Source organism: Streptomyces iakyrus, from assembly GCF_000717055.1.
GTDB lineage: Bacteria > Actinomycetota > Actinomycetes > Streptomycetales > Streptomycetaceae > Streptomyces > Streptomyces iakyrus.
Map to the genome: position 1 here is coordinate 1 of NZ_JNXI01000028.1, position 25,230 is coordinate 25,230.

General features: G+C 70.1%; 24 protein-coding genes and 4 pseudogenes. 13 read left to right on the forward strand and 15 right to left on the reverse strand.

Features of this window, described 5'->3' with window-relative positions:
* Positions 1-94: 94 nt before the first annotated feature.
* Positions 95-973 (reverse strand): hypothetical protein, encoded by an 879-nt coding sequence (locus OO68_RS35200; RefSeq protein WP_033313404.1) that lies wholly within the window; start codon positions 971-973, stop codon positions 95-97.
* 268 nt (positions 974-1,241) lie between these two features.
* Here OO68_RS35200 and OO68_RS35205 point away from each other — a divergent pair, with 268 nt between their 5' ends.
* Entirely contained in the window at positions 1,242-2,102 is an 861-nt protein-coding gene (locus tag OO68_RS35205; protein ID WP_033313406.1) for a MerR family transcriptional regulator, read from the forward strand.
* 98 nt (positions 2,103-2,200) lie between these two features.
* On the opposite strand, the gene OO68_RS35210 is transcribed toward OO68_RS35205, so the two are convergent.
* From OO68_RS35210 to OO68_RS35220, 3 genes and pseudogenes are all read right to left on the reverse strand, one after another.
* Positions 2,201-3,076: a glutathione S-transferase C-terminal domain-containing protein gene (locus tag OO68_RS35210; protein WP_033313407.1), complete on the reverse strand. Its 876-nt coding sequence runs from the start codon at positions 3,074-3,076 to the stop codon at positions 2,201-2,203.
* Positions 3,077-3,584: 508 nt separating this feature from the next.
* Positions 3,585-4,355 (reverse strand): annotated as a pseudogene (locus OO68_RS35215) (LLM class flavin-dependent oxidoreductase); the annotation flags it as partial.
* A gap of 43 nt (positions 4,356-4,398) precedes the next feature.
* Positions 4,399-5,835, reverse strand: coding sequence for an FAD-dependent monooxygenase (locus OO68_RS35220; RefSeq protein ID WP_033313408.1), 1,437 nt, complete (start codon positions 5,833-5,835; stop codon positions 4,399-4,401).
* 184 nt (positions 5,836-6,019) lie between these two features.
* Between OO68_RS35220 and OO68_RS35225 the strand changes: the two genes are divergently transcribed.
* The gene (locus OO68_RS35225; RefSeq protein ID WP_033313410.1) at positions 6,020-6,619 is read left to right on the forward strand and encodes a TetR/AcrR family transcriptional regulator; all 600 of its coding nucleotides are present in this window, start codon (positions 6,020-6,022) and stop codon (positions 6,617-6,619) included.
* Between the two features lie 82 nt (positions 6,620-6,701).
* Here OO68_RS35225 and OO68_RS35230 read toward each other — a convergent pair.
* A pseudogene (locus tag OO68_RS35230) lies at positions 6,702-7,061 on the reverse strand (hypothetical protein); the annotation flags it as partial.
* Positions 7,062-7,191: 130 nt separating this feature from the next.
* Positions 7,192-7,782, reverse strand: coding sequence for a TetR/AcrR family transcriptional regulator (locus OO68_RS35235; protein ID WP_033313411.1), 591 nt, complete (start codon positions 7,780-7,782; stop codon positions 7,192-7,194).
* A 72-nt stretch (positions 7,783-7,854) separates the two neighbouring features.
* Between OO68_RS35235 and OO68_RS35240 the strand changes: the two genes are divergently transcribed.
* Positions 7,855-8,679, forward strand: a complete 825-nt coding sequence (locus OO68_RS35240) for an SDR family NAD(P)-dependent oxidoreductase (protein ID WP_033313412.1) — start codon at positions 7,855-7,857, stop codon at positions 8,677-8,679.
* A gap of 500 nt (positions 8,680-9,179) precedes the next feature.
* The gene (locus OO68_RS35245) at positions 9,180-10,085 is read left to right on the forward strand and encodes an NmrA family NAD(P)-binding protein (RefSeq protein ID WP_033313414.1); all 906 of its coding nucleotides are present in this window, start codon (positions 9,180-9,182) and stop codon (positions 10,083-10,085) included.
* Positions 10,086-10,216: 131 nt separating this feature from the next.
* Here the strand turns inward: OO68_RS35245 and OO68_RS35250 are convergent, their stop codons facing one another.
* The 6 genes and pseudogenes from OO68_RS35250 to OO68_RS44700 all read right to left on the reverse strand — a co-directional run bounded on the left by OO68_RS35250 (position 10,217) and on the right by OO68_RS44700 (position 12,964).
* Entirely contained in the window at positions 10,217-10,423 is a 207-nt protein-coding gene (locus OO68_RS35250) for a hypothetical protein (protein ID WP_245237287.1), read from the reverse strand.
* Positions 10,424-10,473: 50 nt separating this feature from the next.
* Positions 10,474-10,761: pseudogene (locus tag OO68_RS35255) on the reverse strand (TetR/AcrR family transcriptional regulator); the annotation flags it as partial.
* Positions 10,762-10,815: 54 nt separating this feature from the next.
* Positions 10,816-11,709, reverse strand: coding sequence for an alpha/beta hydrolase (locus OO68_RS35260; protein ID WP_033313416.1), 894 nt, complete (start codon positions 11,707-11,709; stop codon positions 10,816-10,818).
* A 24-nt stretch (positions 11,710-11,733) separates the two neighbouring features.
* Positions 11,734-12,156 carry an SDR family NAD(P)-dependent oxidoreductase gene (locus OO68_RS42645; RefSeq protein ID WP_280922556.1) on the reverse strand — a complete coding sequence of 141 codons (423 nt, stop codon included), beginning with the start codon at positions 12,154-12,156 and terminating at the stop codon, positions 11,734-11,736.
* Positions 12,157-12,197: 41 nt separating this feature from the next.
* Positions 12,198-12,305, reverse strand: a pseudogene (locus tag OO68_RS48375) (SDR family NAD(P)-dependent oxidoreductase); the annotation flags it as partial.
* A gap of 35 nt (positions 12,306-12,340) precedes the next feature.
* Entirely contained in the window at positions 12,341-12,964 is a 624-nt protein-coding gene (locus tag OO68_RS44700; RefSeq protein WP_245237288.1) for an SDR family NAD(P)-dependent oxidoreductase, read from the reverse strand.
* Positions 12,965-13,469: 505 nt separating this feature from the next.
* On the opposite strand from OO68_RS44700, the gene OO68_RS43245 reads away from it, so the two are divergent.
* Positions 13,470-14,072, forward strand: a complete 603-nt coding sequence (locus OO68_RS43245) for an MmyB family transcriptional regulator (RefSeq protein ID WP_051814915.1) — start codon at positions 13,470-13,472, stop codon at positions 14,070-14,072.
* On the opposite strand, the gene OO68_RS35280 is transcribed toward OO68_RS43245, so the two are convergent.
* Entirely contained in the window at positions 14,033-14,431 is a 399-nt protein-coding gene (locus tag OO68_RS35280) for a winged helix-turn-helix transcriptional regulator (protein WP_033313420.1), read from the reverse strand. The genes OO68_RS43245 and OO68_RS35280 overlap by 40 nt on opposite strands.
* Positions 14,432-14,508: 77 nt before the next feature.
* On the opposite strand from OO68_RS35280, the gene OO68_RS35285 reads away from it, so the two are divergent.
* Positions 14,509-15,426, forward strand: coding sequence for a zinc-binding dehydrogenase (locus tag OO68_RS35285; RefSeq protein ID WP_209442654.1), 918 nt, complete (start codon positions 14,509-14,511; stop codon positions 15,424-15,426).
* Between the two features lie 89 nt (positions 15,427-15,515).
* On the opposite strand, the gene OO68_RS35290 is transcribed toward OO68_RS35285, so the two are convergent.
* Positions 15,516-15,974 (reverse strand): hypothetical protein, encoded by a 459-nt coding sequence (locus tag OO68_RS35290; RefSeq protein WP_033313421.1) that lies wholly within the window; start codon positions 15,972-15,974, stop codon positions 15,516-15,518.
* 178 nt (positions 15,975-16,152) lie between these two features.
* Between OO68_RS35290 and OO68_RS35295 the strand changes: the two genes are divergently transcribed.
* The 5 genes from OO68_RS35295 (at position 16,153) to ku (ending at position 21,594) form a co-directional block, all read left to right on the forward strand.
* A complete protein-coding gene (locus OO68_RS35295) occupies positions 16,153-17,364 on the forward strand; it encodes a hypothetical protein (RefSeq protein WP_157852786.1) in 1,212 nt (403 codons plus the stop codon).
* A 367-nt stretch (positions 17,365-17,731) separates the two neighbouring features.
* A complete protein-coding gene (locus tag OO68_RS35300) occupies positions 17,732-18,673 on the forward strand; it encodes an SDR family oxidoreductase (RefSeq protein WP_033313424.1) in 942 nt (313 codons plus the stop codon).
* A gap of 92 nt (positions 18,674-18,765) precedes the next feature.
* Complete coding sequence (locus tag OO68_RS35305) at positions 18,766-19,662, forward strand: aminoglycoside phosphotransferase family protein (RefSeq protein WP_033313426.1); 897 nt, start codon at positions 18,766-18,768, stop codon at positions 19,660-19,662.
* 220 nt (positions 19,663-19,882) lie between these two features.
* Positions 19,883-20,368: a hypothetical protein gene (locus tag OO68_RS35310; protein ID WP_033313486.1), complete on the forward strand. Its 486-nt coding sequence runs from the start codon at positions 19,883-19,885 to the stop codon at positions 20,366-20,368.
* A gap of 137 nt (positions 20,369-20,505) precedes the next feature.
* The gene (ku, locus tag OO68_RS35315) at positions 20,506-21,594 is read left to right on the forward strand and encodes a non-homologous end joining protein Ku (RefSeq protein ID WP_033313427.1); all 1,089 of its coding nucleotides are present in this window, start codon (positions 20,506-20,508) and stop codon (positions 21,592-21,594) included.
* A gap of 100 nt (positions 21,595-21,694) precedes the next feature.
* On the opposite strand, the gene OO68_RS35320 is transcribed toward ku, so the two are convergent.
* Positions 21,695-22,564, reverse strand: coding sequence for an AraC family transcriptional regulator (locus tag OO68_RS35320; protein ID WP_033313428.1), 870 nt, complete (start codon positions 22,562-22,564; stop codon positions 21,695-21,697).
* A gap of 193 nt (positions 22,565-22,757) precedes the next feature.
* Here OO68_RS35320 and OO68_RS48780 point away from each other — a divergent pair, with 193 nt between their 5' ends.
* Positions 22,758-23,081, forward strand: a complete 324-nt coding sequence (locus OO68_RS48780) for an SDR family NAD(P)-dependent oxidoreductase (RefSeq protein ID WP_078625646.1) — start codon at positions 22,758-22,760, stop codon at positions 23,079-23,081.
* A complete protein-coding gene (locus OO68_RS35325; protein WP_078625647.1) occupies positions 23,071-25,203 on the forward strand; it encodes a SpoIIE family protein phosphatase in 2,133 nt (710 codons plus the stop codon). The genes OO68_RS48780 and OO68_RS35325 overlap by 11 nt, the downstream gene beginning before the upstream one ends.
* Positions 25,204-25,230 lie beyond the last annotated feature (27 nt).

Sequence of the window (25,230 nt, forward strand, 5' to 3'; positions counted from 1 at the left end):
CACCCGCTATGACAAGCGCGGCTACGTTTTCCTCGGCACCGCGACTGCCGCAGCCCTCGTCATCTGGCTCCGCGCATGATCGGCCGGACAAGTCCTAGGTGGCGGGCGGCTCGGCCGGTGGTTCTGCCTCGGGGGCAGGGAGCGGGCCGGAGGGGCCGGGGTTGTCGCTGGGCGGCAGCCCTGCCCTGGCGCGGATCATGTCTGCTTGTGCTCGGACCATTTCGGCGTTCGCGCGCACGAGGTCGGCGTCTCGCTGGCCGCGGGCCTGGATGAGCTTGGCGAGGCCGGCGAGGGTGCCGCCGACGAGTACGCCGATGGTTGTTCCGATGCTGACTACGGAGGCGACCGCGGCGGGTGCGTCGGTTGGGCCCAGCTCGTTCTGCTGGTGGCTTTCGAGGAGGCTTCTGGTGCTGATCCAGGCGGTGCTCATCAGGGCGGCCAGTAGGAGCAGCCCGAGAAGTAGTGATCGCGCCCGCATCGTTGCCGTCGCAGGGCTGTCTGTTGGCGCGACCGGGGCCCTTTCGGCAGTGAGGGTGGCGGCCAGCTTCTTTGCGTGCTGCGGGTCGTCGAGGGCGGCTGGGAGCCAGATACCCGCAGGTTTTTTGTCGCCCGGGCCGAAGGGGGGAAAGTCCAGGAGGTGGTGCCAGCCTCCGGGATGTCCGGGAGTCTCCTGGCGGAGGGTGTTTCCCGAGACGTCGAGGATGTGGAACGACTTCCGCATGCCGCGGTGATCACGCCAGTAGTCGACCTGCTCGCGGACGGGGTGGGACCTGGCGGAGTCTGGTGTGGCGAGCAGCAGGAAGTTGCGGCAGCGGTCCATCTGCTCGATGTGGAAGGCCAGCGAGGTCTCTCGGTCGGCGACTTCGGTGCGGACGCCCAACTCGTGCAGCCGGCGTCTGACGGCTCGTTCGGTACCCGAGTCTGCGGGCTCACCCGCAATGAAGACGTCGAACGTGTAGTCGGCGGCGGCCATCTCCTCGTGTCCTCCCTCGCAATGCCGTCACAGCTCGTGAAACCCTAGGCCAGGGCGCTGTCATGCGTTGATCAAATGCTGTAAGCGGCTGCGCGGGTGTCGAGCGATGTCTTCGTGCTGCTGTCGACAGTCCTTTGCGAGTTCTGGCTCATCTTGCCCTCTGCTCACCTGGTACGCCTTCGCGCGCCCTCACGGCAGAGGGTTTGCATGTGACGTAGCGGCATGTGGTCCAGTAGGCGGCGAGCACGCCACTGAGAGGTTCCCTCGCATGCCCCTTCCTGCGATTCCCCGCCGGGTCAAGATCGGCGATGCCGCCGCGTTCGTCGGGACCACGCCCCGCGCCATCCGCCACTACCACGCCATCGGTCTCCTAGCCGAACCGGAACGCGGCAGTGATGACCGCCGCCGTTACGGATACGACGACATGATCCGCCTGCTGTGGATCCGCAGGATGGCCGATGCGGGTATCTCCCTGGATGACATCCACGCCGCCTTCGAGGGCACCACCGGCATCGAGCAGTCCTTGGCCCGCCTGGAGGAGTCCCTCGCATCCAAGGCTGCAGCCATCGAGGCCCAGCGGGCCGCCGTGAACCGTCTGAGCGAGGTGGGCAGCCCCCTGGGCCTGCTCTCACCGCTGGTCACTGGCCGCCTACGCGATCTACCGCCCGGGGCCCTGCGCACCGCCGACCTCGATACCCTCCTGGTCACGGAGCGCATCCTCGGCCCTCTGGGCGCCGCCCTCCAGGCCGACCGGTTCATCGTCCTGGCCACCCACCCAGAGCTGCGGGCGGAGGAGGACCGGCTGGCCGAGGCCGAGGCGGCCCTGGACGACGCCATGTCCCCCGGCGACCCCCGCATCGAAGACCTGGCCGCCCAGCGATGTGCTCACGAGACCGCCCTGGCAGCCGCCATCGAAAGATCCGGCCTGGAAGAGGCCCTCAACGTCCTCCTGGACCGGCAGGACAAGCACGCCGGCGAGCAAGAAGACGGGGCGGGGATGAGTGCGATGGAGGCCATCGGCAAGATGCCGTACGACTTCTCTCCCGCCCGCGTCCGGTATGAGGAACGTGTCATCGAACTGGTTCACTCGGCCGGTCAGGACGGCGACAGGGACCCACTGACCTGCTGACTGGCGTCGGCTCCCAGGGCGGACGCTCTTCTCCCCGGACTGCCGCCCACGACCCGCGTGAGAATCCAGGAAGAGCGTCACACCAGCCGTCCGGCCGGTCAGCCGGGCTGTCGTGCCGGTTCCGGTTCGCCCAGCCCTGTGTACGCGCACCAGTCCACGATCTGGACCGCCGAGCCGGCGGCCTCCTGGCCGCGGCAGTGGGCGTGGTGTCTGCGGGCGATGCCGTCGAGGTCGAGGTGAGTGCCGAAGGCGGGGTACGTCGCCAGCCGTCGGGCATAGGCCCACAGGCGGGGGTAGCCGGTGATCCGGTGCACCGCGGCGGCGTCCAGGTGGTGGCGGTGCACGATGTCCAGCTGAACGAGTGTCACCCACAACTGCACGTCCGCGACCGTGAGTTCGTCACCCAGGAGGTACTCCCGGGAGGCGAGGCGCCGCTCGATCACGTCCAGCGTGCGCAGCAGGGCGGCCAGCGCGGCGTCGCGCACCGCCGGGGCGCCGCCGGAGCGCCCGGCTCGTTGGGCAGTCGCCGTGATGCCCAGCTCGCAGAGCCGGCCTGCAGACTCGATCGCCTCCTCGGCGCCGTGCGGGTGGAGATCGGGGCCGTGTCCGCCGAACCGCCGGGCCAGGTCTCGCAGGATGTCGGGGGTGTGGGTGCTGACGATCGTTCCGGTCCAGTCATCGCTGAGGACCGGTGCCGTGGCGGGGCCAGGGTGCTGGTGCGAACTGGCCTCGTACAGCGGGCGCAGTGCCCGGTGTCCCCCGCCGGGGACGTCGGGTACGGCAGGCAGCAATGTCACCGGAAGGGTGTCGTCGAGACCGAGGAGGCTGTGCACAACGGCGATCTGCAGAGAGTACGGACAGGACAGCGCCAGGTGGAGCCGGTAGCGGTGCGATGCCGCGTAGTAGCCGCTGCGGGCGTCACAGCCGATCCTGCCTCGGAAGGAGGGCGCGACTGTCGGGGATGTGGCGGACATGCGTCTCCCAAGGGTGGTCGGTCACATGCAGGCGAGCGCGGAGGCGACGGCACGCGCGACTTTGGCACGGCCGGAATGCGGTCCTGCGGGAGGGTCAGGCGTGGCCGGAAACCGGGTACCGACCGCTCGCGAGGCTCGCCGCACTGCACACGCGCGCGAGGTCGATGTGGCGGCGGGAGGTCAGCAGGGGCAGTTGCCGGACGGCGGCACGGACAGCGTCATTGCCGATGTCCTGTCCAGCACGATCCATGATTTCCCTACCAGTTCACTGGGATTCTCCTGGTCGAGTGTCAGGCCGGGGTTCCGGCCGCGTCAAGGGGGCCGTTCAGTCAACGCCGTTTCAGTGGTAAAGGCGCGGCGCCCGGTCAGGGTGCGTGCCGCGCCCAGGGCGCCCGCGAGACGCGGGGCCCCGGCGACGATAGGTGGGTGGTGTCGGTGGGTGGTGTCGGTGGCCGGCGCGGGGAGGGCGGGCCGGTTTCGCCGTCGGCTTCGGCGACCATGTGAGCGATCATCGACTCCCGGCTCCGGCGAACGGCACCTGCACGGAGGGTGCGTCCTGCTTGCCTAAGGGGTGCTGCCACAGCCCCTGCGTCTGCGTCTGCGTCTGCGCCTGCGCCTGCGCCTGCGCCTGGAGCCTCGGCAGGACGCCTTCGCCGAACCAGCACGCCTCCTCCAGGTGCGGATAGCCGGAGAGGACGAACTCCTCGATACCCAGGGCCGCGTACTCCTTGATGCGCTCGGTGACCTCGTCGTGGCTGCCGACCAGCACGGTGCCCGCCCCGCCGCGCACCAGGCCGATACCGGCCCACAGGTTGGGGTGGATCTCCAGGGCGTCCCGGCTGCCGCCGCGGTTCAGGGCGAGCATCCGCTGCTGACCCTCCGACTCGCTGCGGGCCAGCCCCGCCTGCACGGACGCCACGGTCTCCAGGTCGAAGCCGTCCAGGAGCCGGTTCGCCTCCGCCCAGGCCTGCTCGGGAGTGTCACGGGTGATGACGTGCAGCCGGATCCCGAGCCGGATGGTGCGCCCTTCCTTCGCGGCCAGTTTCCGGATCCAGGCGATCTTCTCGGCGACCTGCGCCGGCGGCTCACCCCAGGTGAGGTACACGTCGACGTGCCGGGCGGCGATCTGTCCGGCGATCGGCGAGGAGCCTCCGAAGTAGACCTCGGGGATCGGGTCGGGTACGCGGGCCAGCGTCGCGTCCGTCACCCGGAGGTGCTCGCCGTGCAGGTCGACCGACTTGCCCTCGCACAACTCCCGCACAATCTGAGCCGTGCTGCCTCGTCCGGCGCCTGCTGGCCCTCGCGCCATTCCTCAACCGCGATCACCCGGCCAGCGCCCTCTCGATCGCCGCTGCGTCCGAAGCCTCCGCCGCCCAGGCCACGTATCCGTCGGGCCGTACCAGGACGGTCGTCGGGCGGTTACTCGCCCAGCGCTTGACGGTCAGCCACCCCTCACGGACACCGGGACCTTCGTACGTCCCCTGCGTGATCAGTACGAACCGGCCGCCGCGCAGCGCCTCGTGGAGCCGGCCGTCCTTCAGAGAGACGTCCGGGAGGCGGGTGCCGGTGAGGCGGTGGGAGCCGCGGGGGGCGGGGTAGGTGTAGCCGATCCCGGTGATCTGGCCCAGCACCTTGCGCTGGACGGGCGGGGACACGTCGATGAACGCGGAGACCAGGGCGCGGACGGCACGCAGCAGCGGATTCCGCGCGCGGGCCAGCCGGACCAGTCCCCCACTGCTGCGCAGCACGGCCCTGCCGATCGGGTGCCGCTCGGCCTCATAGCTGTCGAGGAGCCCTTCGGACGCCCTGCCCTGGACGGTCGCGGCGAGCTTCCAGCTCAGGTTGGCGGCGTCCTGGAGACCGGTGTTCATGCCCTGCCCGCCGGCCGGAGAGTGAATGTGCGCGGCGTCCCCGGCGAGGAAGACCCGCCCGACCCGGTAGTGCGGTGCCTGGCGCTCGTCACTGTGGAAACGGGAGAGCCAGCGGGCGTCGAGCATGCCGTAGTCGGTGCCCATGGCGCGGCGGGTGATCTCCCTGACCTCGTCGAGGGCGAGCGGGGCATCGTCGGAGACCTCGTTGCGGCGGTTCCAGCCCATGACCCGGTACCAGCCGTCACCGAAAGAGGCGATCATCGCGAAGGCGTCGCCGCGGCCGTTGACGGTGAGGACGCCCTCGGGTTTCTCTGCCAGCCGGACATCGGCCAGGATCAGCGACCTGATGACCGAGACGCCGGGGAAGTCCAGACCGATCGCCTCCCGCACGGCGCTGCGGTGACCGTCGGCGCCGACGACGTAGGCCGCCCTGCGGGTGACGACCGCTCCGTCCGCGCCGCGCACGTCGAGGTCGACCCCCTCGTCGTCCTGACGCAGCCCCACGACCTCGCTCTCGTACGCGAACTCCACCCCGGCCTCCCGGGCCCGCCGCTCCAGGAGCCGCTCGACCTCGTACTGCGGAGTGATGAGAAGGAACGGAAAGCGCGAGGGCAGCGTGCTCAGATCGAGGGAGAGGCGGCGGAAGAGCCGCAGACCGGTGATGGTGTCGCCGGTGGCGAGGAGTTCGTCGGCCAGGCCGCGGGCGTCGAGCTGCTCCAGGGTGCGGGCGTGCACCCCGAAGGCGCGGGAGAGGTTGCTGATCTTGCGCGGCCGCTTCTCGACGAGCGTGACGGCGACGCCGGCTGTGGCGAGGTCACCGGCGAGGAGCAGGCCGGTGGGGCCGGAACCGACGACGATCACCGTGCGGTGGGTGGCGGTGCCGTTCATGGTGGCCTCCAGTCGCCAACGCCTGCTTGTCATCAACTGCTCGCCAACGGATGTTGGCCAACGGTTGTTGACAACCGTAGCGAGGCACTGGAGGGCATGTCAACGATTGTTGGCAAACAGATGTTGGCGAACGTCCGTTGACCTACGCTCGTTGACCTACGCTCGTTGGCCTACGCTTGTTGGCATGAACCGCAGCGAAAGCACCTCGCCGTTCCCCGGCTCCGGCACTCCCCGACGCTCCGACGCCACTCGCGGGGCGATCGTTGCGGCGGCCCGCGAGCGCTTCGCGACCGACGGCTACGAGCGGGCCACGATCCGCGCCATCGCCAGGGACGCGAACATCGATCCGTCGATGGTGATGCGGTATTACGGCAACAAGGAGGGCCTCTTCGCGGCGGCCGTCGCCATCGACCTGCGGCTGCCTGACATGAGCGGGGCGGACCGCCGGCAGGACGCGGGGCGGATCCTCGTCGAGCACTTCCTCGACATGTGGGAGAACAACGAGGTCCTAACCGCCCTGCTGCGGGTCGGCGTGACCAACCAGGCGGGGGCCGAACGCATGCAGGACATCCTGCGGGAGCAGCTCCTGCCGGTGGCCCAGCAGGTATGCCCCGACCCCGAGCAGGTTCCGGCACGGGCGGCACTCATGGCATCGCAGCTGCTAGGGCTGGCGCTCACGCGATACGTGCTACGGATACCGCCTGCGATGGGGCTGACGCGGGCGCAGATCGTGGCATGGCTGGCACCGACGATCCAGCGGTACCTGACCGCGTCGAACCCCTGAGAATCAACCGAGCGCCGAGGTGCTCGTGCGGTCGCGTCCGCGAACCGGCCATGCCCGGCCAACACCGCCTGCAGATTCCGGATCAGCCAGGCTCGGCAAGGGCCGTGCTGGACACAGGCGGCGCGGCCGCCGACGTGGTATGTACCGCCTCGCGCGCCTCGGTGAGGGCTCGCTGCCCGAGGTTGCCGCCGAACAACTGAATCGTTGCGGCAGCCAGGATGTCGTCCCCGCCGATGATCCGGCTATTCCCCCTAGGGGCGGGCAGAGCCAGGAGGGAATCCTTGAGGATCGGGGGCGCGGCCGGTTCGCCCGACCTCACCAAGGTGCCCGTACCGAAACGATTGGCCCCGCCCTCGCGGACGACCACGGCGGCATCCCGGGCGAAGTCCGTCAGGAACACGCTCGCGATTCCGTTCAGGTCGCGGACCATCGCCGGGACGGCTCTGAGGTCCACACTTCACTGCGCGGACCTGCTCTCTGCCCGCATCTTCCGTCAGCAGCACCCCCGTTAAGGGCCTGACCGGCACATTCCGAGGGCCAGGCCACGGACCGGCCTGTCGATGCGGCCGGTTTCAGGTAGGGCGGCGGATGGCCTGCACGGCGGTGTCATAGAGGTCGAACAGGTCGGCCTGTCCGCCCAGGCGTACCCATTCTTCGTTGGCTGCCTGCAGGCAGATGATCGCTGCGGCTGCGATCGCGCGGGCTTGCAGGGTCCGGCGGTCGGAGTCGGGCAGTCGCTCCTCTAGGTGCGGTGCGAACAGGTCTTGCCAGCGGGCTTGCTTCTCGGCGTGTCCGGCACGTAGGGAATCGTTGCCGAACAGAAGCGTGATGAACTCCAGGCGCCCTTCGGCTGTCATGTCGATCTCCTCGAGCACCTGGAACGCCGCGCGCAGTGCCGTCCAGGCATCCTCGTCGGCCGGGCGCTCCGCGAGGCGCGCGGCGATCAGTTCGCCCTGTTCGTCCAGTCCGCTGAGGGCGAGGTCTTCCTTGTTGCGGAAGTAGTTGAACAGGGTCCGCCGCGAGACGCCCGCGGCGGCAGCGACCTCGTCGAGGGTCGTCTTGTCGTAGCCCTTGGCGGCGAACAGCTCGATGGCGGTCCGGGCCAGCAGCGATCGGACCACCGAGCGGGTCTGTTCCCGGATACGTGTCGGTTTCTGAGCCATGCACCGATGGTACGGCGTCGCACTCGATGCAGCAGCTTGCACTCAGTGCAAAAGCGTGCGTAGAGTGAATGCATGAACGGAATCGACTACCACCGCCAGACCGTCATCGTCACCGGCGCCAGCTCCGGCCTCGGCGCCGAATTCGCCCGCCAACTGGCCCGCCGCGGCGCGAACCTCGTACTGGTGGCCCGCCGGGCGGACCGGCTCGAGAGCCTGGCCGCCGAACTCACCCGAACCCACGGCGTCACGGTGACCGCCGTCGCACGCGACCTCGGTCTGCCCGACGCCGGCCGCACGCTGCGCGCCGAACTCGAGTCCCGCGGCATCTACGCCACCGGACTGGTCAACAACGCCGGCTTCGGCACCCACGACGCGTTCACCGACGAGGATCCCGACCGCCTGCAAAGCATGATCGCGCTGAACGTCAGCGCGCTGGTCGACCTCAGCCGCGCCTACATCGACCCGCTGACCTCCACCGACACCGGCGTCCTGATCAACGTCGCCAGCCTGCTGGGCTTCCAGCCGACCCCATACCTGAGCGTCTACGGCGCCACCAAGGCCTTCGTCCTCAGCTTCACCGAATCGCTGTGGGAGGAGACCCGCGGCACCGGCCTGCGTGTCCTGGCCGTGTGCCCCGGCGCCACCCGGACCGAGTTCTACGACGTCGCCGGCAGCCAGTCCGCCGACTACGGCACGAAACGGGCGACCCCCGAGCAGGTCGTGACGATCGCCCTCGACACGCTCGACCGCCGATCCGCGCCCCCGTCCGTGATCACCAACGGCCGGCCGCTCGCCCTCGCCGGCAAACTCCTGCCACGCCGCCCCATGGTCCGGCTCATGGGCTGGATGGCCCGCCGCCGGCGCCCGCAGCTCGCCGTCGCCCGCACCAACAGCTGAGGAACGCCCTGGTGCATGAATCCGAGATCGACGCATTCATCGCCGGCTGCGACAGGCTGGTGAGGCCCCCTACCCCGACGGCCTCACCAGGACGACTACACCTCGGTCACCGACGGCAACGGGCAGGCAGTAGAAGATCCTCACGGGCCTGATCGTCGACGCCATCAACTACGTCAACGCGCGACAGCGGCCGCTCGCGCTCTCTTACTTCGGCGACGACGGCCGCGACCGACGCAGGCTCCTCGACCGCACGGCATCCGGCAGCGGCACCATCATGTACGTCGCGCAGGACGGCCTCCCCTGCGGCGGCTTCGGCGCCGGCGAGAAGGGCAACCACGATCGGCGGATTCCCCGCGCTCAGCCACACCGAGGGCAGCTAGTCGGCGCATCGGCAAATGTGGTGCTCACCGCGAGTGGCGACGTCGAGCACCAGGAGGCACTACCACCCGTGCAGCGGCCAGGGCCTGGCCGAGGCGAACACCTCTGGAAGGAAGCCACCGATGGCTGATCACGACCTCGTTCTCGTCACCGGCGCCGGCGGCGTGGGCCGCCTCGTCACCGAGCGGCTGCGCGCGCAGGACGTGCCGGTCCGCGTCCTGGTCCGCCCTGAGGACGGCCGTGCGGCCGAGGTGCGGGCATTGGGCGCCCAGGTCGTCACCGGGGATCTGACCCGGCCCGAAACGGTGGCGTCCGCGCTCGACGGCGTCCGCCGGACGTACTTCGGGCTCAGCGTGTCCCCGGACCACCTGCTGGCGGCGACCGTCATGGCCACGGTCGCGAAGGCGCACGGCGAACTCGACGTGCTGGTGGACATGTCGCAGATGACCCTGTCGCAGATGACTGCCACCAGCACCGCGGAATCCCACCAGCAGCGGCTGCACTGGCTGGCGGAGCAGGTGCTGGACTGGTCGGGCCTGCCCGTGGTGCACGTGCGCCCGACGACGTTCCTGGACAACCCGTTGTTCACCGCCCTCGCGGCGCGGTCGATCCGCGAGAACGGCACGCTGGCACTGCCGTTCGGCACGGGACGCACCTCGCCGGTCGCTGCCGACGACGTCGCCCAGGTGGTCGCGACCATCCTTCGCGATCCCAGGGAGCACGCCGGGAAGGTGTACGAGCTGACCGGACCGCGGGCGCTCGACATGACCGAAGCAGCCCAGGAGTTCTCCGAAGCACTCGGCCGCACGGTGACCTATCTGGATGTCCCCCTGCACTGGTGGCGCACCGAGGTACTCGCGAACGCGGGCCTGCCACAGCACACCGAGCAGCATGTAGCGACCATGGCGCAACTGCACCGAGCGAACCGTTACGACAGGGCGACGACCGACGTCGAGCGCATCACCGGGAAGCAGCCCATGAGCGTCGGGGAGTTCGTCGCCGGACGCAAGGACTTCTACCTCGGCTGACTGCCGCAGAAATCCCAGGTGAAGGGCGTCACCGTAGTCGCGCTCGGACACGTCGACGGTGGGCTCGACCGCGACTGCCGGCGACGCGTCGTCCCCTCCTGGGTCCGCTCACAATCGCCATCGCGCTCAGTTCACTCGGCGGGCCTCAGGCGAAAGGCGGGGCCGGGGATGCTCTCGATGTCTTCCGGCCGTACGGCGTGGCCCTCTTCGCAGCTGACCTGGGCGTCGACGTGCGCGCCGCATCCACGGTGCCGGGACAGCATGGCCGGGCCCTCCGGGGTGGCGCGGTAGCGGTCGCCCCACTGGAGGAGCCCCATCACGGCCGGGACCAGATCCACACCTTTACGCGTGATCACGTATTTCGGCCGGCTTCGCGAGCCCGGCTCCTCGCCCCCGCGCGCAGCAGGTTGGCGAGGGCATCCTGGTTGGCGTCCAGCACGTCCCGAACGGTTCGCCGGGTCGGCTGGTCCTCCGGCAGGCGCTCGGTGGCGGCATTGACCAACAGGCATCCCCGGCCGCCGCGTTCGACGGCGATCCGGATCCGCTCGACCGGCAGCGCACGGATCGCCGACCGGGCATCCGCCCCCTCTTCGAGGCTGCGCAGGGCAGCCGCCGTGAAGGTGGCGCGGTAGTGCTCCAGAGCGGCCCGGTAAAGGCCGCCCTTGTCACCGAACGCGCATACAGGGAACGCAGGACCGTACAAAGTCATGAGCAGCATCGGCTGAGCGCGTCAGCGGCTGAGTGCGTCGCGCACAGCGGCGGCCATCAGGTCGATGGCGGCTTTGCCTTCCGGTACCGGGCCGGTGTGGGTGAAGTAGTGATCGACCGCCTCGAAGACACGGTGGGTGACTGGAACTCCGGCAGCTTCCAGAGCCTTGGCGTAGGCATCGCCCTCATCGCGCAGGCGGTCGTGCTCCGCGGTGATGACCAAGGCAGGAGGCAGACCCGCCAGGTCATCGGCCAGTGCCGGCGAGACAAGGGGGTCGCCACGGTGGGCGGGGTCGGGGACGTAGGCGGCTGTGAAGACCCGCATGAGCTGCGGGCTGAGCAATGGCTTGGCTATGAGGGACCGCTTGGTGGCCGGATCGGCGAGTTGGTCGAGCGGTGCGGAGTCGAGGATCTGGAGCCGGGGCGAGAAGGTGCCGCGGTCCCGGGACATGCGGCACACCGCGGCCGTCAGATTGGCGCCGGCGCTGTGTCCCCCCAGGGCGAGGCGCGAGCCGTCCCATCCGTGGGCGGGGCCGTTCCCGGCAACCCACGCGGTGACGTCGTACGCCTGGGTGAGGGCCGCCGGGAACGGTCGCTGCGGGGCGGTGGCGTAGTCCACATTGATCACGACGCAGCCGGCTGTGGCGGCTATGTACCGGCAGATGTGGTCGTCCTGTTCCGGGCGGCCGACCACGAACCCGCCGCCGTGGAAGTTGACGTACACGGGAGCAGCGGTTCCGGTGTCGGCCGGCGGGCGGTAGACCGTACAGCGCACAGGACCGGCGTCCGTCTCGACCGAGAGGGCTTCGGTGCGCTTCGGGATGTCAGTGAAACGCAGGTCCTTGTGGACGCGCGTCATCATCCGTCCGAGCAGCAGCTGGATCCCTCTGGCCTGGATCTTTGGGCTCAATGGCATCGTTTGGATCCAATCACTACAACTTTAAAGCAACAGGATTCCTGATAATGCCCCCTTCCTCTTCGTTGCGCAATGGTGCAAGCGAGCCGACCCGGCTCCGGGGCACATGCAGCGATCGGCGTTCCGAACACTGACGCCGTGTTCCTTGAGTTCCTCGCGCAGTCCGAGGGCGAACATGCGGGTGAAGGCGCGGGAAGGCCCGTACACGGTCTCGCAGGGGGTGGGCAGGGTCGCCGACGACGACGAGGTGATCAGGATGCGGCCCCGGCCGTTGCCGGCCATGTGCCGGGTGACGTGCTTGGCGTGGTGGACTACGGAGGCCATGTTCAGTTGCAGCAGGGACAGTTCGTCGTCGAGGTCGGTGTCGAGGAAGGCGCCGCCGATGCTGCGGCCGGCGTTGAGGACCGCTGCGTCGAGCGGCCGTCCGGTCTCCTCACCGCCCGCCACACCGTCTCGACGCCGTCGCTCCGGGAGAGGTCGGCGCGTACGGGTTCGACGTGGACGCCGTGCCGCGTGAGGTCGGCTGCGGTCTGGTCGGTGTGCTGGCTGCGGCCGGTGACGATCAGGTCGAAGCCGTTGATGGCGAACAGCCTCACGAGTTCGTAGCCGATCCCCGCCGAGGGCCCGGTGATCAGGGCGAGCGGACGAGGGGGGAGGCGGTGTTACTCGTGCGCGGTGCTCCGTTTCCGTGTGCGGCTGGGGGTTCACCAGTCCTGGCGGGTGGCGGTGGATGACGATGTCGTTGACGGTGACGTCGGTGGGCTGATTGAGCGCGTAGACGACGGCGTCGGCCACGCGGTCGGGGTGGATGGCGCCCTCGTTGGGGTCCTTGGCGAACTTGGTGGCGATGTAGACACCGCGGGCGTCCCCGACGCGGATGCCGGCCACCGAGCTGAGGTTGAGGATGTGGCCGGACCGACGGGTGATCATGCCGGGCAGGACGGGACTTGGAGAAGAGCATCAGACCGGCTTTGTTGACCAGGTGGTCGACGGGGCCGTACTCGCCGGCCGCGAACTCCATCAGGCCCTCGACATCGTCGAGGCGGGTGACGTCGGTGAAGCGGGCGGCCGCGGTGCCCCCGGCGCCACATGTCTCCGCGACCAGGGAGTTGAGCTTGTCCGCGTCGCGGGCCGCGAGGACGACGCGGGCGCCGCGCACGGCCAGGGCCCGGGCGGTGGCCGTGCCGATGCCGGAGGAGGAGCCGGTGATGACGCTGACGCGGTCCTGGAGGTGGTTGTCGTGACTGTGTGCCATGGTGGCTCCTCCCACGCAGGAAGGTGTTCAGGCGGCGCCCGCGCAGGTGTTGGATCGGGGCGGTGCCGCGCAGGGTGCGGGGCGGCCGCAGGGCTGCCGGCCAGGGAGCGCCGGCCGGTGACGGGCGGTTGGGGGCAGCGGGGCTGCCAGGGAGCGCCGTCCGGTGACAGGCCGGGCGAGGCCGTCACCGGCCGGCGGATCTGACGCAAGGTCAGGGCGGCTGGGGCGTCGAAGTCGGCCGACTTTGTCAGCGCCTCGTTCCCGCGGATCTCGGCGAGCATCGACTTCAACTGCTCGATCGCCATGCTGTACGCCGGAGCACCCAGCAGCAGGCGCTGGGGGTGGGCTTCGGCGGCGAGGGCGGTGATGATCGCCCGGGCGGCGGCGTGAGGTCGCCGGGCTCCTTGCCGGTGTCCGCACGGCACGCGCCGCACCGACCGTGCCGGAGTAGTCGGCGATCTTCCGCTCCAGCAGCGTCTCGTGGGCGGACCGGCCGGCCCAGTCGGTGCGGAAGGGGGCCGGGCTCGACGAGCAGCGTGGTGAGCGCAACCTGCTGCGCTGGATGCTCCTCGACCCCGCCGCCCGCTCCCGGTACGTCGACTGGGCGCAGGTCGCCTCCGAGGTCGTCGGAGTGCTGCGCGCCGAGGCCGGCCGCAACCCCCACGACCCGCGGATTGCCGCATTCGTGGCCGAGCTGCGCTCCGTATCCCCCGAGTTCCGCACGTGGTGGGCCGAACAGACCGTCGTCGAACGCACCTGGGGCACGAAGCGGTTCGACCACCCCGTCGTCGGCCGCCTCGACATCACCTACGAGGCCCTCTCCCTGCCGGGCGACCCCGACCACATCCTGTTCGTCTACGCCGGCAAGACCGACGACGACCTCGAAAAGTCACGCATCCTCGCCAGTTGGTACGCCGAGTCCACGCCCTCCCCCGCCACTGCCGGCAAGGACGAAGACAGCCCCCGCGCAACAGGAAGAGACGGGCGAACAGGACTCCCGCCACGCGTAGGCCCGCCGCGCGCGATGGCGGTGGGGGGCGCCGTCAAGCTGAACGTCACCGTCCCGGTTCAGTGGGTGTCCGGTCGCTGCTCCGCCGCGGTGTCGTAGGCGGCACGGGCCTCGGCGATGGCGGACCGGTGGCGCTCGGCCCAGCCCACCAGTCCGGTCAGTGAGGCGTGGAGTTCCCGGGCCATGGGGGTGAGGTTGTACTCGACCTTGGGCGGCACGGTCGGGTGGACGGTGCGGATGAGCAGCCCGTCCCGCTCCAGTCGGCGCAGGTTGAGGGTGAGCATGCGCCGGCTGATGCCGTTGATGGCGCGTTCGAGTTCGGTGAAGCGGACCGGGCCGTGGGCGGCGGCAATCAGGATCCCGATGCTCCACTTGCCCGCCACGCGGTCGAGCACCTCGGTGACCGGGCAGGCTTCGTCCCTTACCGCTTCCGCAACACGGGTGTGACTGCGTGACATAAATGTGCCTCCTTCCGCTGGGCAGCATGGTTACCGATGATGACTGCTGTTACAAGTCGTCAACCAAGGGGGAAGACATGCCTGTTCGTGCTCTCGTCGTCGACGCGTCCGCACCCGCCGCCGTACGCCTCGCCGAGGTTCCCGACCCTGTGCCCGGACCGGGCCAGGTCCTGGTGGACGTCTCCCACATCTCTTTGAACTACGGAGACCTCAATGACGCTCGCTCCGGTCGGGTGCCCGTGGGTGCGGTGCTCGGGTCGGACGCCGCGGGAGTGGTGGTTCGGGCTGCCGCCGACGGTACCGGCCCTGCGGTGGGCACCCGGGTCGTGGCCCTGACCTCGGGGGCGTTCGCCGAGCGCGTCGCGATCGATGTGGGTGCGCTTGCCGAGGTTCCCAAGGGCTTGGCCCTGGCGGAGGCGGTCGCCCTTCCGGTCGCCGGAGTGGCAGCACTGCGCTCGCTGCGGGCCGCCGGGCTCGGGCCGGGCAAGAGGGTCTTGGTCACCGGCGCCTCCGGCGGGGTGGGCCGGTTCGCCGTCCAGTTGGCGGCGAGGGCGGGTGCCCACGTGATCGCGTCCGTGGGCTCGACGGCCCGTGGGGAGGGGCTGGTCGGCTTCGGTGCCGACGAGGTGCTGGTCGGCCTGGAGGGACTCGAGCGAGCCGTCGACGTGGTCATCGACAGCGTCGGCGGTCCCCAGCTGGTGGCGGCATGGAACCTGCTCGCTCCGGGGGGCAGCGTGCAGAGCGTCGGCTGGTCTTCCGGGGAGCCGGCGGTCTTCCCGCCGTATGCGACCGTGGGCCCGTCCAAGTCGCTGACGTCCTTCGTCATCGAGGGCGATGCCGGGCCGGACCTGACCGTTCTCACGGAGCTGGCCGCTGAGGGGGCCATCACCGTCGAGATCGGCTGGCAAGGGCCCTGGGACCGCTTCGCCGAGGCCGCCGAGGCGCTCCGCGGACGCCGCGTCTCCGGAAAAGCGGTCCTGCAGGTCACGCAGTGAGCGGAATACGCCGCCTTGCCTCCGCAGGGCCAGGACGTCGAGATTCAGCTGCGAGTCGTGCAGGTCGTCACGGACCGATCAACATCCACCTAATGCTCAGCAAGGGCCTCACTGACCGGGCGCCACCGGAACCAGAGGTCGCCCCCGTCTGGCCGGTAGCGGTCTCCGTCGTCCAATCGCTCCTCACCCACAAGCCGCAGAGCACCGTCCGGCGCCTGGCGGTACGGCGTGAGGAGCGATGTCAGTTCGTCGAAGCGGGCATCGATCCCTCCGTTCGCCGGATGCTCCTCCCTCCCGGCTGCGGATACCTCGTACCTGACGTAAATCTCCCACTGCTCGCGCTCCATCGCCACGGCCGCCTCGCTCGCGGGCCAGACGACGTACTCGTCGGCCGCATCGGCCGGGTCATAGTCCCAACCCTCGAAGTAGTGCGGGACACCACTGATGACCGCGAGTCCTTTGCGCGGCCCGTCGTACCACTCCAGGACGGTGTACGCACGCTCGAAGCCGTCCGCGATCAACTGCCGCTCATTTAAGGACTCAGCCACATCGGCAGGCTAGCGGCCAGCGGTCTCGGTATCCATGATCGCAATCTGCGGCTGGACCAGCCACGAGGCCACCCCGAGCAGGGGCACGGGTCCCCCCGCGTGATCATCTCCCGGTGGCGTTGTGTTTCCGTTATCGCCCGCCGTGCAACCGTGTGGCAAGTGCCGCTGTCGTACCGTCGTGATATCTGGTCGATCTTCCCTCACCCGGTCCCGCTTCGGCGCCGCCGCGGCCGCGGCCGCCCTCGCTGTCACGGGCTGCATGGCCGGCGAACCGGCCGAGCCACCGCACCCCGTCTTCTCCGCCCCGAAGGCGCAGCAGCCCGCCAAGGCCCTCGAAGCGACCCTGGCGACGGACGCTTTCGCATTCCGGCAGACCATGACCTTCGAACTCGGCACTGGTGAGGCGGTCCTGACGAGCGAGGGCCGGATGGCCCCGAAGGCGGGGCACGCCGTCGGCACCCGGTCGTGGACCTTCACCAAGCGCGTCAACACGGCGCAGCGGGAGGCGCTGCTCGGCTCCTCCCCCGCACCGTCACCCCAGCCGTCGGAGCTGGGCGTGGCCGTCGACGGGACGGACGTGCTGGTGCGGCCAGGTGCCGCGCCGTACTGGATCCGCCATGCCCCGAGCGACTTCACCCTCGACGGCAACCGCAACGTCGAATACTTGGCCGGCACCCAGGTCCCGTTCGGCGGGACCCTGTTGGAGCTCCTCTCGTCAGGAGGGCGGGTGACGAAGTCCGCACCGGCGCGGACCGGCCGGACGTACACGATCCGCACCACCGCGCCCGCGGCCCTCGCCCTCTTCCCCAAGGACCTTCGGGACATGCTGCACCGGGGGACCGACGAAGCCGCCGCCCCCCTGCCCGTCGATCTCGTGCTCCGCGCCGACAGTGAGGGACGCTTCACCCGCGCCTCGGCCGATCTGGGCGCGCTGGAGGCACGGGAGTCGGGTTCGCTACGGAGCCTGAAGGGGATCCGGGTTGAGTTGACCATCAGTCAGCACGGCACGAGCGTTCCGAAGCTGCCGTCCGCCGCCCGGCAGGTCCCCGCACGGGACGCGATCCGGGAGATCGATGAACTGGAGCCGGGTGCCTGCTTCGACCCGCACACCGGCACCAGCTCCAGCCGCCTTGTCGTGAGCCGCCCGTGCGGGACGAAGCACGGCGCCCGGATCCTGGCTCAGCCGGAACTGACCACCACCTACCCCGGGGCCGACAGAGCCCGGCAGCAAGCCGAAACCGCCTGCGACAGAGCCGTCCCGAACTCCCCCGACACCTGGCGGGCAGAGTCCGCCGAGCGAGACACGCACTGGTTCACTTGGCCCACTGACCAATGGGACTGGAACGAGCACGGCGCAGCCCGTGCCACCTGCTACACATTGACCCACTAGCAGTACGCCCCCGTCCGCCATCCCCCCATGCCGCAGGGGGTTTCCCGAACCGTGCTCCGGAGCGCTCGGGCGGCCGGTCACTTGGACATCGGTGGCCTCTCCGCAGTCGAACCCAACTGCAAGCGCTCCCGGATCGCCCCGTACCCCCGCGGCAGGCTGCTCCGAGGTTCCGGGAGCCTCGGCACCATGAACCCCCTGCTCATCGCGCTGGGCCGACCGCGACAGCACCTGCGCCCGCAAGGTGACGGTGCCGGTCACCACCGTCGTGGAAGTCCATAAGTCTCGAACGCATCTGTTCGGCTGCGTAGGACGGAAGTGCTTCGAGGGTGCCGTCGACGGGACGGCGCGGCGACGGGAACGAGGCCCTATGAGTGAGATCCCCGGGTCGGGACGGCCACGGGAGGCGGTCGGCTCGCCGCTGGCAGGGCGGGTCGCGGTCGTGACCGGAGCCGCCCGCGGTGTGGGCGCGGCCCTCGCGCGGCGTCTGTCGGACGCCGGGATGCTCGTCGCGCTGATAGGGCGCGAGGAGGCCACCCTCCGGCGGGCCGCCGACTCCCTGCCCGGCCGGAGCCTCTGCGTCGAGACCGACGTCACCGACCGGGAAGCGCTCCATCGCGCCGCCCGCGAGATCAACGAGGCCCTGGGACACGCGAGCGTCGTCGTAGCCAATGCCGGGATCGCCACCGGCGGGCCCTTCGTCCACACACCGGCCGACCTGTGGCAGCGGGTCATCGACGTCAATCTCACCGGATCCGCCAACACCGCACGCGCCTTCCTGCCCCACCTCACGCACACGCGCGGCTACTTCCTCCAGATCGCCTCCACCGCCGCCTTCGGCTCGTCCCCGCTGATGAGCGCCTACTGCGCCTCCAAAGCCGGGGTGGAGTCCTTCGCCCTGGCCCTGCGCGGAGAGGTGGAACCGGACGGGGTCGGCGTCGGCATCGCCTACCTGCACTGGACCGGCACCGACATGATCACCGGCGTTGACGACCACCCCGTGCTACAGGCCCTGCGCCGCAACCAGCCCCGCTTCGCTCGCAAGGTGCACAGCACCGCCGAGGTCTCCGAATGGCTCACCTCTGGCATCACACGCCGTGCCCGTCACATCTACGCGCCCCCCTGGCTGCGCTGGTGCCAGCCGCTGCGGCCCGTCTTCCCCACCCTCGTCTCCCGCCTCGCCCGCCGGGAATTGCGCAGGCAACCCCCGAGCCGGGTCACGGTGGACACGGGGGTTCTGGGCGCCGGGGGCCGGGCCGACATCGACGCCTATCAGGCAACCACACGCCTCTCCGGACCCGATCGTCCCTGACCGAAGATTCGCACTAGCGGAGGCGTTCCTAGCGAACGGCTGGCCTGGCGGTGAGACCCGCTTCGCCTTCCGCCTCAGTAGTGTAGGTCCGCATGACCGACACCGAGATCGAGATCACCGCAGACCTGGTACGCGAGCTGCTGGAGGAGCAGCATCCAGACCTGGCAGGGCTGCCCATCCAGGAGGTGGAAGGCGGCTGGGGCAACCAAATGTGGCGTCTTGGTGGCGAGTTGGCTGTGCGCATGCAGCGCATGGACCCCACCCCGGAGCTCCAGCTGAAGGAGCGGCAGTGGCTCCCGGTGCTGGCCCCGCGCCTGCCGCTCCCGGTGCCGACTCCGGTTCGGCTCGGCGAGCCGTCCGAGCGCTTCCCCAAGCACTGGACGGTGATGACGTGGGTTCCCGGCGAGCCGCTGGACCACGACTCGATCAGCCGCGGCGCCCACGCGGCCGACGCGTTGGCGGGCTTCCTCCGGGCGCTCCATGTCGAGGCGCCCGCAGAGGCGCCGATCTCTACGGACTTCGGTGCCCATCCCAGGAGCTGCACGGACGGCTTCGAGAACCTCTTCCGGGCTGTTGTCCCCGACGCCATCGCTGCCGACGTCCGGGCCGTCTGGGACGACGCCGTCGCCGCCCAGGCCTGGGAGGGCCCGCGCGTGTGGGTGCACGGCGACCTCCATCCCGCGAACGTCGTGGTCTCGGACGGAACGCTCTCGGGCATCGTCGACTTCGGTGCCATGTTCGCCGGCGATCCTGCGTGGGATCTCGCCGCCGCATGGGTGCTTCTGCCCGATGGCACGGCCTCACGGTTCTTCGACACGTACGCGCTCGCAGACGAGGCGGCGATCCGGCGCGCCCGCGGGCTGGCCGCCATGAAGAGCCTCTTCCTGATGCTCATGGGGCAGAACGGCGATCGGGGTCTTCCCGGGGGCAAGCCGCATTGGGGTCCTGCCGGCCGAGCGGCACTTGACCGTGTGCTGAAGGGCGTTTGACGCACGCGTCTTGGAGGGTGACAGGAGCTTGGATGCGGGCATGCGGCAGCCGTTGCTTCGGGCGCACTGGGCTCCGTACAGCGTGAGCAGTGGCTTCAGTGGGACCCGTCGGTGCACCAGCCGGCGTCCTGGCCCGTCTCGTCGAAAGACGGGCACTGCGTCTTGTCGCCACCGATGAACAGCTCCTCCAGCAACCCCATACGGTGGCCATGTGGCGAACATGTTCTCCGGTGGAGGCCGCGAGCTGGATCTGTCCAACGGCGGCACCGAGGCGTTTGTCGAGGTGCTGATGCTCTCCGTGTCCGAACTCGCATCGGAGGCCTGGGATTTTCGCTTCGCGGCGCTACTGATCTTGCAGGACCAGAACATGATGGGCCGTGGTGCCGTCGGCTTCCGCCTGGAGGAGGTCGACTGGGGCGCCGGCGAGTCCGAGCGTGCGCGGTCCAAGGACTTCGTACTGCGCGCCACGGATCTCGCCGCGAGCGGACATCGCTGGAGCGAGTTGGGCTACCACCCAGCCCGCGTGGGTGACTACCTGGCTCGATTCAGGGTCATGGTGCAATATTTCACCCCGCCTGTCGGCAGCGGCCCTTTCCAGTACTTCCCGGGGCCGGACGGGGCGGCGGTGGCGTCGTGCACGGTTCACCGCGTCCTCAGCGGGCTCCCCTACTGGGAAGGCTGCTTCCTCTGTAACAAGCCCCGGTAGCGGGTGACGCCTATGGTCACAAGGTGCGGGCCGCTGACCTGCGGTGTCTCATGAGGGTGACACCAGCAGGGCACGCCGCACGCGGAGGGCGTGTTCCCCCTGGCTCCGGCGGCGGCAAGGGATGGAAGTGAGCGGTCATGGCACGCGCGATCTGGACCGGTGTGGTGTCTTTCGGCCTGGTCAGCGTGCCGGTCGGCCTCTACAGCGCGACCGAGGACCACGCCGTCCACTTCCACCAGCTCCAGCGCGGCACCGCCGACCGGATCCGCAACCGCCGGGTGAACGAGCGCACCGGCGACGAGGTCGACGCCAGTGACATCGTCAAGGGTTACGAGGTGGGCGAGGGCGAGTACGTCATCGTGGAGCCCGAGGAACTGGACGAGATCGCGCCGGGCCGCTCCCAGACCATCGACATCACCGACTTCGTCGGCCTCGAGGAGATCGAGCCCGTCTACTTCGACCGCACCTACTACCTCGCCCCGCGCGGCAAGGAGTACACCAAGGTCTACGAGCTGCTGCGGGCGGCACTCACGCAGTCGAACAGGGTCGGTGTCGCGACGTTCGTGATGCGCGGCAAGCAGTACCTGACCGCTCTGCGCGCCGAGGACGAGGTCCTGGTGCTGCAGACCCTCCACTGGGCCGACGAGGTCCGCGACCCGGGCAAGGAGCTGCCCGAGCTGCCCTCCGGCCGGGCCGGCAGGGGCAAGGAGCTGGACATGGCACTCCAGCTGATCGACTCCCTCGAAAGGTCGTGGGACCCGTCCCGCTACCGCGACACCTACCGCGAGAAGGTCCAGGAGCTGGTCAAGGCGAAGGCCGAGGGCCAGGAGGTAGCCGCGGCCGAGGAGGCGCCGACGGCCACCAACGTCGTCGACCTGATGGAGGCGTTGCGGGGCAGCATCGACCGAGGTCGCCGCGGCCCGAGGAAGTCCACCGGGTCTGGGCCCCAGCCGTCGGAGCCGGCCCGCACGAAAGCGGGGAAGTCTGCTGCGAGGACGGCGAAGAGGCCGGCCGCCCGGAACGCGGCGTCGAAGACCTCACGTCCATCGGCCCATTCTCGCGACCAGCGCGGTGCGGGCAAGAGGGAGCTGCGGCAGCTGAGCAAGGCGCAGCTGTACCGGCGGGCCACCGAACATGACGTTGCCGGCCGGTCGAAGATGAGCCGCGAGGAACTCGTGGACGCTCTCGCCCGTGCCGGTCGCCGCCGCAAGCACAGCGCCGCCTGACCCCGCGCTCACACCGTGGGCCAGGGCCTTGACATTCCAGTTCGGTATCAGCCGGCACCAGCCGGGCCGGTCGGGTGGGCCTGCCTTGCTCGCTGATGCCTCACGCCGGTTCTACAGGCAGCCACAGTTCGCAGGTCGCGGTGCTGAAGTCCTCGGCGCGCTCGAGGACCGCAACGATCGAGGGACCCGGCCGCAGCCGCCACGGGTTGGAGGGGAACCAGTCGGTCGCGGTCGCCGCCCAGGTCGTCTGCAGGGCCTGCGGATGCGGTCCGCTGGTGCGGAAGACCGCCCACCTCCCAGCCGGTACCTCGATGGTGTCGAGGTCGTCCGGGGCCTCCGTGTCGTGGGCGAGGGCCACCCCGTGCAGATAGGTCAGTTCGCTGCCTTCCGCGGCGTCCGGGTCGAGGTCGTCGGAGACCTGGAGCAGGCCTCCCGGTTCGGTGTCGCCGAGGGACTTCAGCCGCAGGTGTTCCTCTTGCGGCAGCGCGGAGATGTGCTGCTGGATGTGGGGATTGACGCCCTGGTGGATGAGCGGGACGCGGGCTGCGTGCCCGACGAGCCGGAACGCGGGTCGGTCGATGAGGCGGGTGTCCATGGGTTTGCTCCCTTCGACGGTCAGGCGGAACCTGAGCTGCGGTTGTGCGTGCAGGGGGCCTCCATCGCGACGCACGTCACCGGGGCCGGCGCCGTGGACCGCCCGGAACGCGCGTCCGAACGCCTCACTTGAGCCGTATCCGTGCCGGACCGCGATGCTCAGCAGAGCGTCCTCGCCCCGGACGACGTCGGCGGCGGCAACGGTCATGCGCCGCCGACGCACGTACTCCGAAAGCGGCATGCCTGCCAGCGACGAGAACATCCGGCGCAAGTGGTACTCGGTCGTGCCGAGCCCCGCTGCCAGCCCGCGGACGTCGAGTTCCTCCGCGAGGTGCTCTTCGACGAGATCGACGAGCTGGTTGAGTGCCGAGATCACGAGACCTCCCCTTCGACCTGTACCCTGGCAGCAGCCATCCCGGCCGCACCCGACCGTTGCGGACCGATCCGATCATCCGCGCCGCCGGGCTTCGCCACCGGCCGGTTGCCCCGGCCTCACTCCGGGCCGACGCCCGCGAGGGCGCAGCGGCCCCCGGACTCTGCTCGTTGGGGCTGCTCAGCGCAGGTGGTCGGTGGCCTCGGTCCCCCCGGCGGGGGTGGCTGCCGGGCTGGCGAGGAGATTCTGGGCGGCCCGCAGGACAACCTTCGTCACCAAGCTGGACGGCACCAGTCTGAGCGAAGCGCGGGCGGCCGCTCAGGCCGCCGTCGACCGCTTCGGCCGCATCGACGTCCTGATCAACAACGCCGGGCACTTCTACGCGGGCTTCTTCGAGGCACGGCGCCCACTGCCGCCCGGCAGGAGTGGACCGGCGAGGACGCGCGGTGGGTGCTTCGCCGCTCCCCGCGCCCGGATACATCCCGCCCTGTTCACATATCGTCGGAAATGTGGCACATGATATCGGTGGGATCGGCGGCGAGACGTCTCTGGAGGAGGTGCTCAGCGCCACCGTGCGCCGTACAGGAGCTTCGGCAGGCGGCGTGTATCTGCTGTCGCCGACCGAGCCGGTCCTCGTCCTGACGGCGGTGTCCGGGATGCCGGTGATGGCCGTGGCGCCGTGGTGGCGAGTGGCGGTGTCGGCCGCGGGCCCGCTGTCGGAAGCCGTACGGGAGGACCGTCTGGTGTGGGTGGGGCGGCAGGAGGACCTTGCCCGCCTGTACCCGAACGCCGCAGCCGGGCTGCCCTACCGGTTCGCCATGGCGTTCGCCCCGCTTCACGGTGCCAGCCGGTGGGGAGCGCTGGCGTTGATGTGGTCCGCGAGCCACCCGCCGTCCCTGACCAGCCGCGAACGCGGGCACATCCTCTCCAGCGCGCGGCGCATCACGCAGGTGCTGGACGCTTCTCCGGCCCCCCTCAGCCTTCCGGACCAGCCGCGTGCCGTACCGGTGCGCCGGCCGGTACCGGATGCCTCACAGACGGGGCTGGCCGCCGCCGACCTGGTCCAACGACTGCCCGTCGGCACTCTCGGCCTCGACCTGGAGGGGCGCATCACCTACCTCAACGCCGCCGCCGCGCGGCTGCTCGGGCGGAGCGTCGAGCGACTCCTCGGCACCCTGCCGTGGCAGGCCGTACCCTGGCTCGACAACCCGGTTCACGAGGAGCACTACCGCACGGCGGTCTTCACCCGCGAGCCCGCCGCCTTCACCGCGCTGCGCCCGCCCGACGTGTGGCTCGACTTCCAGCTCTACCCCAGCGAGAGCGGCATCAGCGCGCTCATCTACCCCCACCGGCAGCCGGCGAACGCTCCGCCGCCCCGCATCACTCCTTCGGGAGCCGCACCCGAGGGCGTCGGTACGGGGCGGATCCACCAGCTGACCCATCTGGCGGCAGCCCTGAGCCAGACCGTCACCGCGGCCGACGTGATCCATGTGGTGGCCGACCAGATCCTGCCCGCCTTCGGGGCACAGGGCATGGTGCTCTCCGCCGCCGACGCCGGGCGCCTGAAGATCCTCGGGCACCGGGGCTACGACCCGCGCGCCGTCGCACGCCTGGACGGTCTGCAGCTGGACACCGGTCTCACGCCCGCCGGCCAAGTCCTGCACAGCGGCATTCCGGCCTTCTTCGCCGACCCTGGAGAGATGGCCCGCGCCTTTCCGCAGGCGCCCGCGCTGAGCGGCAAGCAGGCCTGGGCCTTCTTGCCGCTGGTGGTTTCCGACCGCCGGGTCGGCTGCTGTGTGCTGTCCTACGACTCGCCCCACCGGTTCAGCGCCGGCGACCGCGCCGTCCTGGTTTCGCTGGGCGGGCTCATCGCGCAGGCCATGGACCGTGCCCGCCTGTACGACGCCAAGCACGATCTCGCTCACGGCCTGCAACAGGCCCTCCTGCCGGTGACTCTTCCCCACGTCCCCCATCTGGCCGTGTCCGCCCGCTACCTGCCGGCCGCCCACGGCCTGGACATCGGCGGCGACTTCTACGACCTCATCCGTCTGAGCTCCACGACCGCCGCCGCTGTCATCGGCGACGTCCAAGGACACAGCATCACCGCCGCCGCGCTCATGGGTCAGGTCCGCACCGCTGTCCACGCCACCGCCGGCGCCCGGCCCGGTGACGTCCTGGCCCGCACCAACCGCGTCCTGCTCGATCTGGAGACCGACCTGTTCGTCTCCTGCCTCTACATCCACATCGACCTCGCCGAACGCCGCCTTCACCTGGCGAGCGCCGGGCACCCGCCCCCGCTCCTGCGCACCCCCGCACCCACCCCTCACACACGCGCAGTCGAGGTCGAACCCGGCCCGCTGCTCGGGATCGACACCGGCGCGGGCACGGGCACCGGCTTCGAGGCCGTCTACCCGGTCGCCACCACACCGATCCCGGCAGGGTCGCTCCTCGCCCTCTACACCGACGGCCTCGTCGAAACCCCCGGCACCGACATCACCCACTCCATCGATGCCCTCGCCCGCCAGCTCACCAGCAGCGGCAACCGGACACTCGACGACCTGGCCGACCGCCTCATCCATCAAGCCGTCCCCCAGCACACCCACGGTGACGACATCGCTCTGCTTCTGCTGCACATGCCATGAGCGCGACGGCGCCACTTGTCAGGACGC

Coding starts and splice junctions, on each gene's coding strand:
- OO68_RS35200 (WP_033313404.1), bottom strand. CDS start 973: ATGGCCGCCGCCGACTACACGTTCGACGTCTTCATTGCGGGTGAGCCC.
- OO68_RS35205 (WP_033313406.1), top strand. CDS start 1,242: ATGCCCCTTCCTGCGATTCCCCGCCGGGTCAAGATCGGCGATGCCGCC.
- OO68_RS35210 (WP_033313407.1), bottom strand. CDS start 3,076: ATGTCCGCCACATCCCCGACAGTCGCGCCCTCCTTCCGAGGCAGGATC.
- OO68_RS35220 (WP_033313408.1), bottom strand. CDS start 5,835: ATGAACGGCACCGCCACCCACCGCACGGTGATCGTCGTCGGTTCCGGC.
- OO68_RS35225 (WP_033313410.1), top strand. CDS start 6,020: ATGAACCGCAGCGAAAGCACCTCGCCGTTCCCCGGCTCCGGCACTCCC.
- OO68_RS35235 (WP_033313411.1), bottom strand. CDS start 7,782: ATGGCTCAGAAACCGACACGTATCCGGGAACAGACCCGCTCGGTGGTC.
- OO68_RS35240 (WP_033313412.1), top strand. CDS start 7,855: ATGAACGGAATCGACTACCACCGCCAGACCGTCATCGTCACCGGCGCC.
- OO68_RS35245 (WP_033313414.1), top strand. CDS start 9,180: ATGGCTGATCACGACCTCGTTCTCGTCACCGGCGCCGGCGGCGTGGGC.
- OO68_RS35260 (WP_033313416.1), bottom strand. CDS start 11,709: ATGCCATTGAGCCCAAAGATCCAGGCCAGAGGGATCCAGCTGCTGCTC.
- OO68_RS44700 (WP_245237288.1), bottom strand. CDS start 12,964: ATGGCACACAGTCACGACAACCACCTCCAGGACCGCGTCAGCGTCATC.
- OO68_RS35280 (WP_033313420.1), bottom strand. CDS start 14,431: ATGTCACGCAGTCACACCCGTGTTGCGGAAGCGGTAAGGGACGAAGCC.
- OO68_RS35285 (WP_209442654.1), top strand. CDS start 14,509: ATGCCTGTTCGTGCTCTCGTCGTCGACGCGTCCGCACCCGCCGCCGTA.
- OO68_RS35300 (WP_033313424.1), top strand. CDS start 17,732: ATGAGTGAGATCCCCGGGTCGGGACGGCCACGGGAGGCGGTCGGCTCG.
- OO68_RS35305 (WP_033313426.1), top strand. CDS start 18,766: ATGACCGACACCGAGATCGAGATCACCGCAGACCTGGTACGCGAGCTG.
- OO68_RS35310 (WP_033313486.1), top strand. CDS start 19,883: ATGTTCTCCGGTGGAGGCCGCGAGCTGGATCTGTCCAACGGCGGCACC.
- ku (WP_033313427.1), top strand. CDS start 20,506: ATGGCACGCGCGATCTGGACCGGTGTGGTGTCTTTCGGCCTGGTCAGC.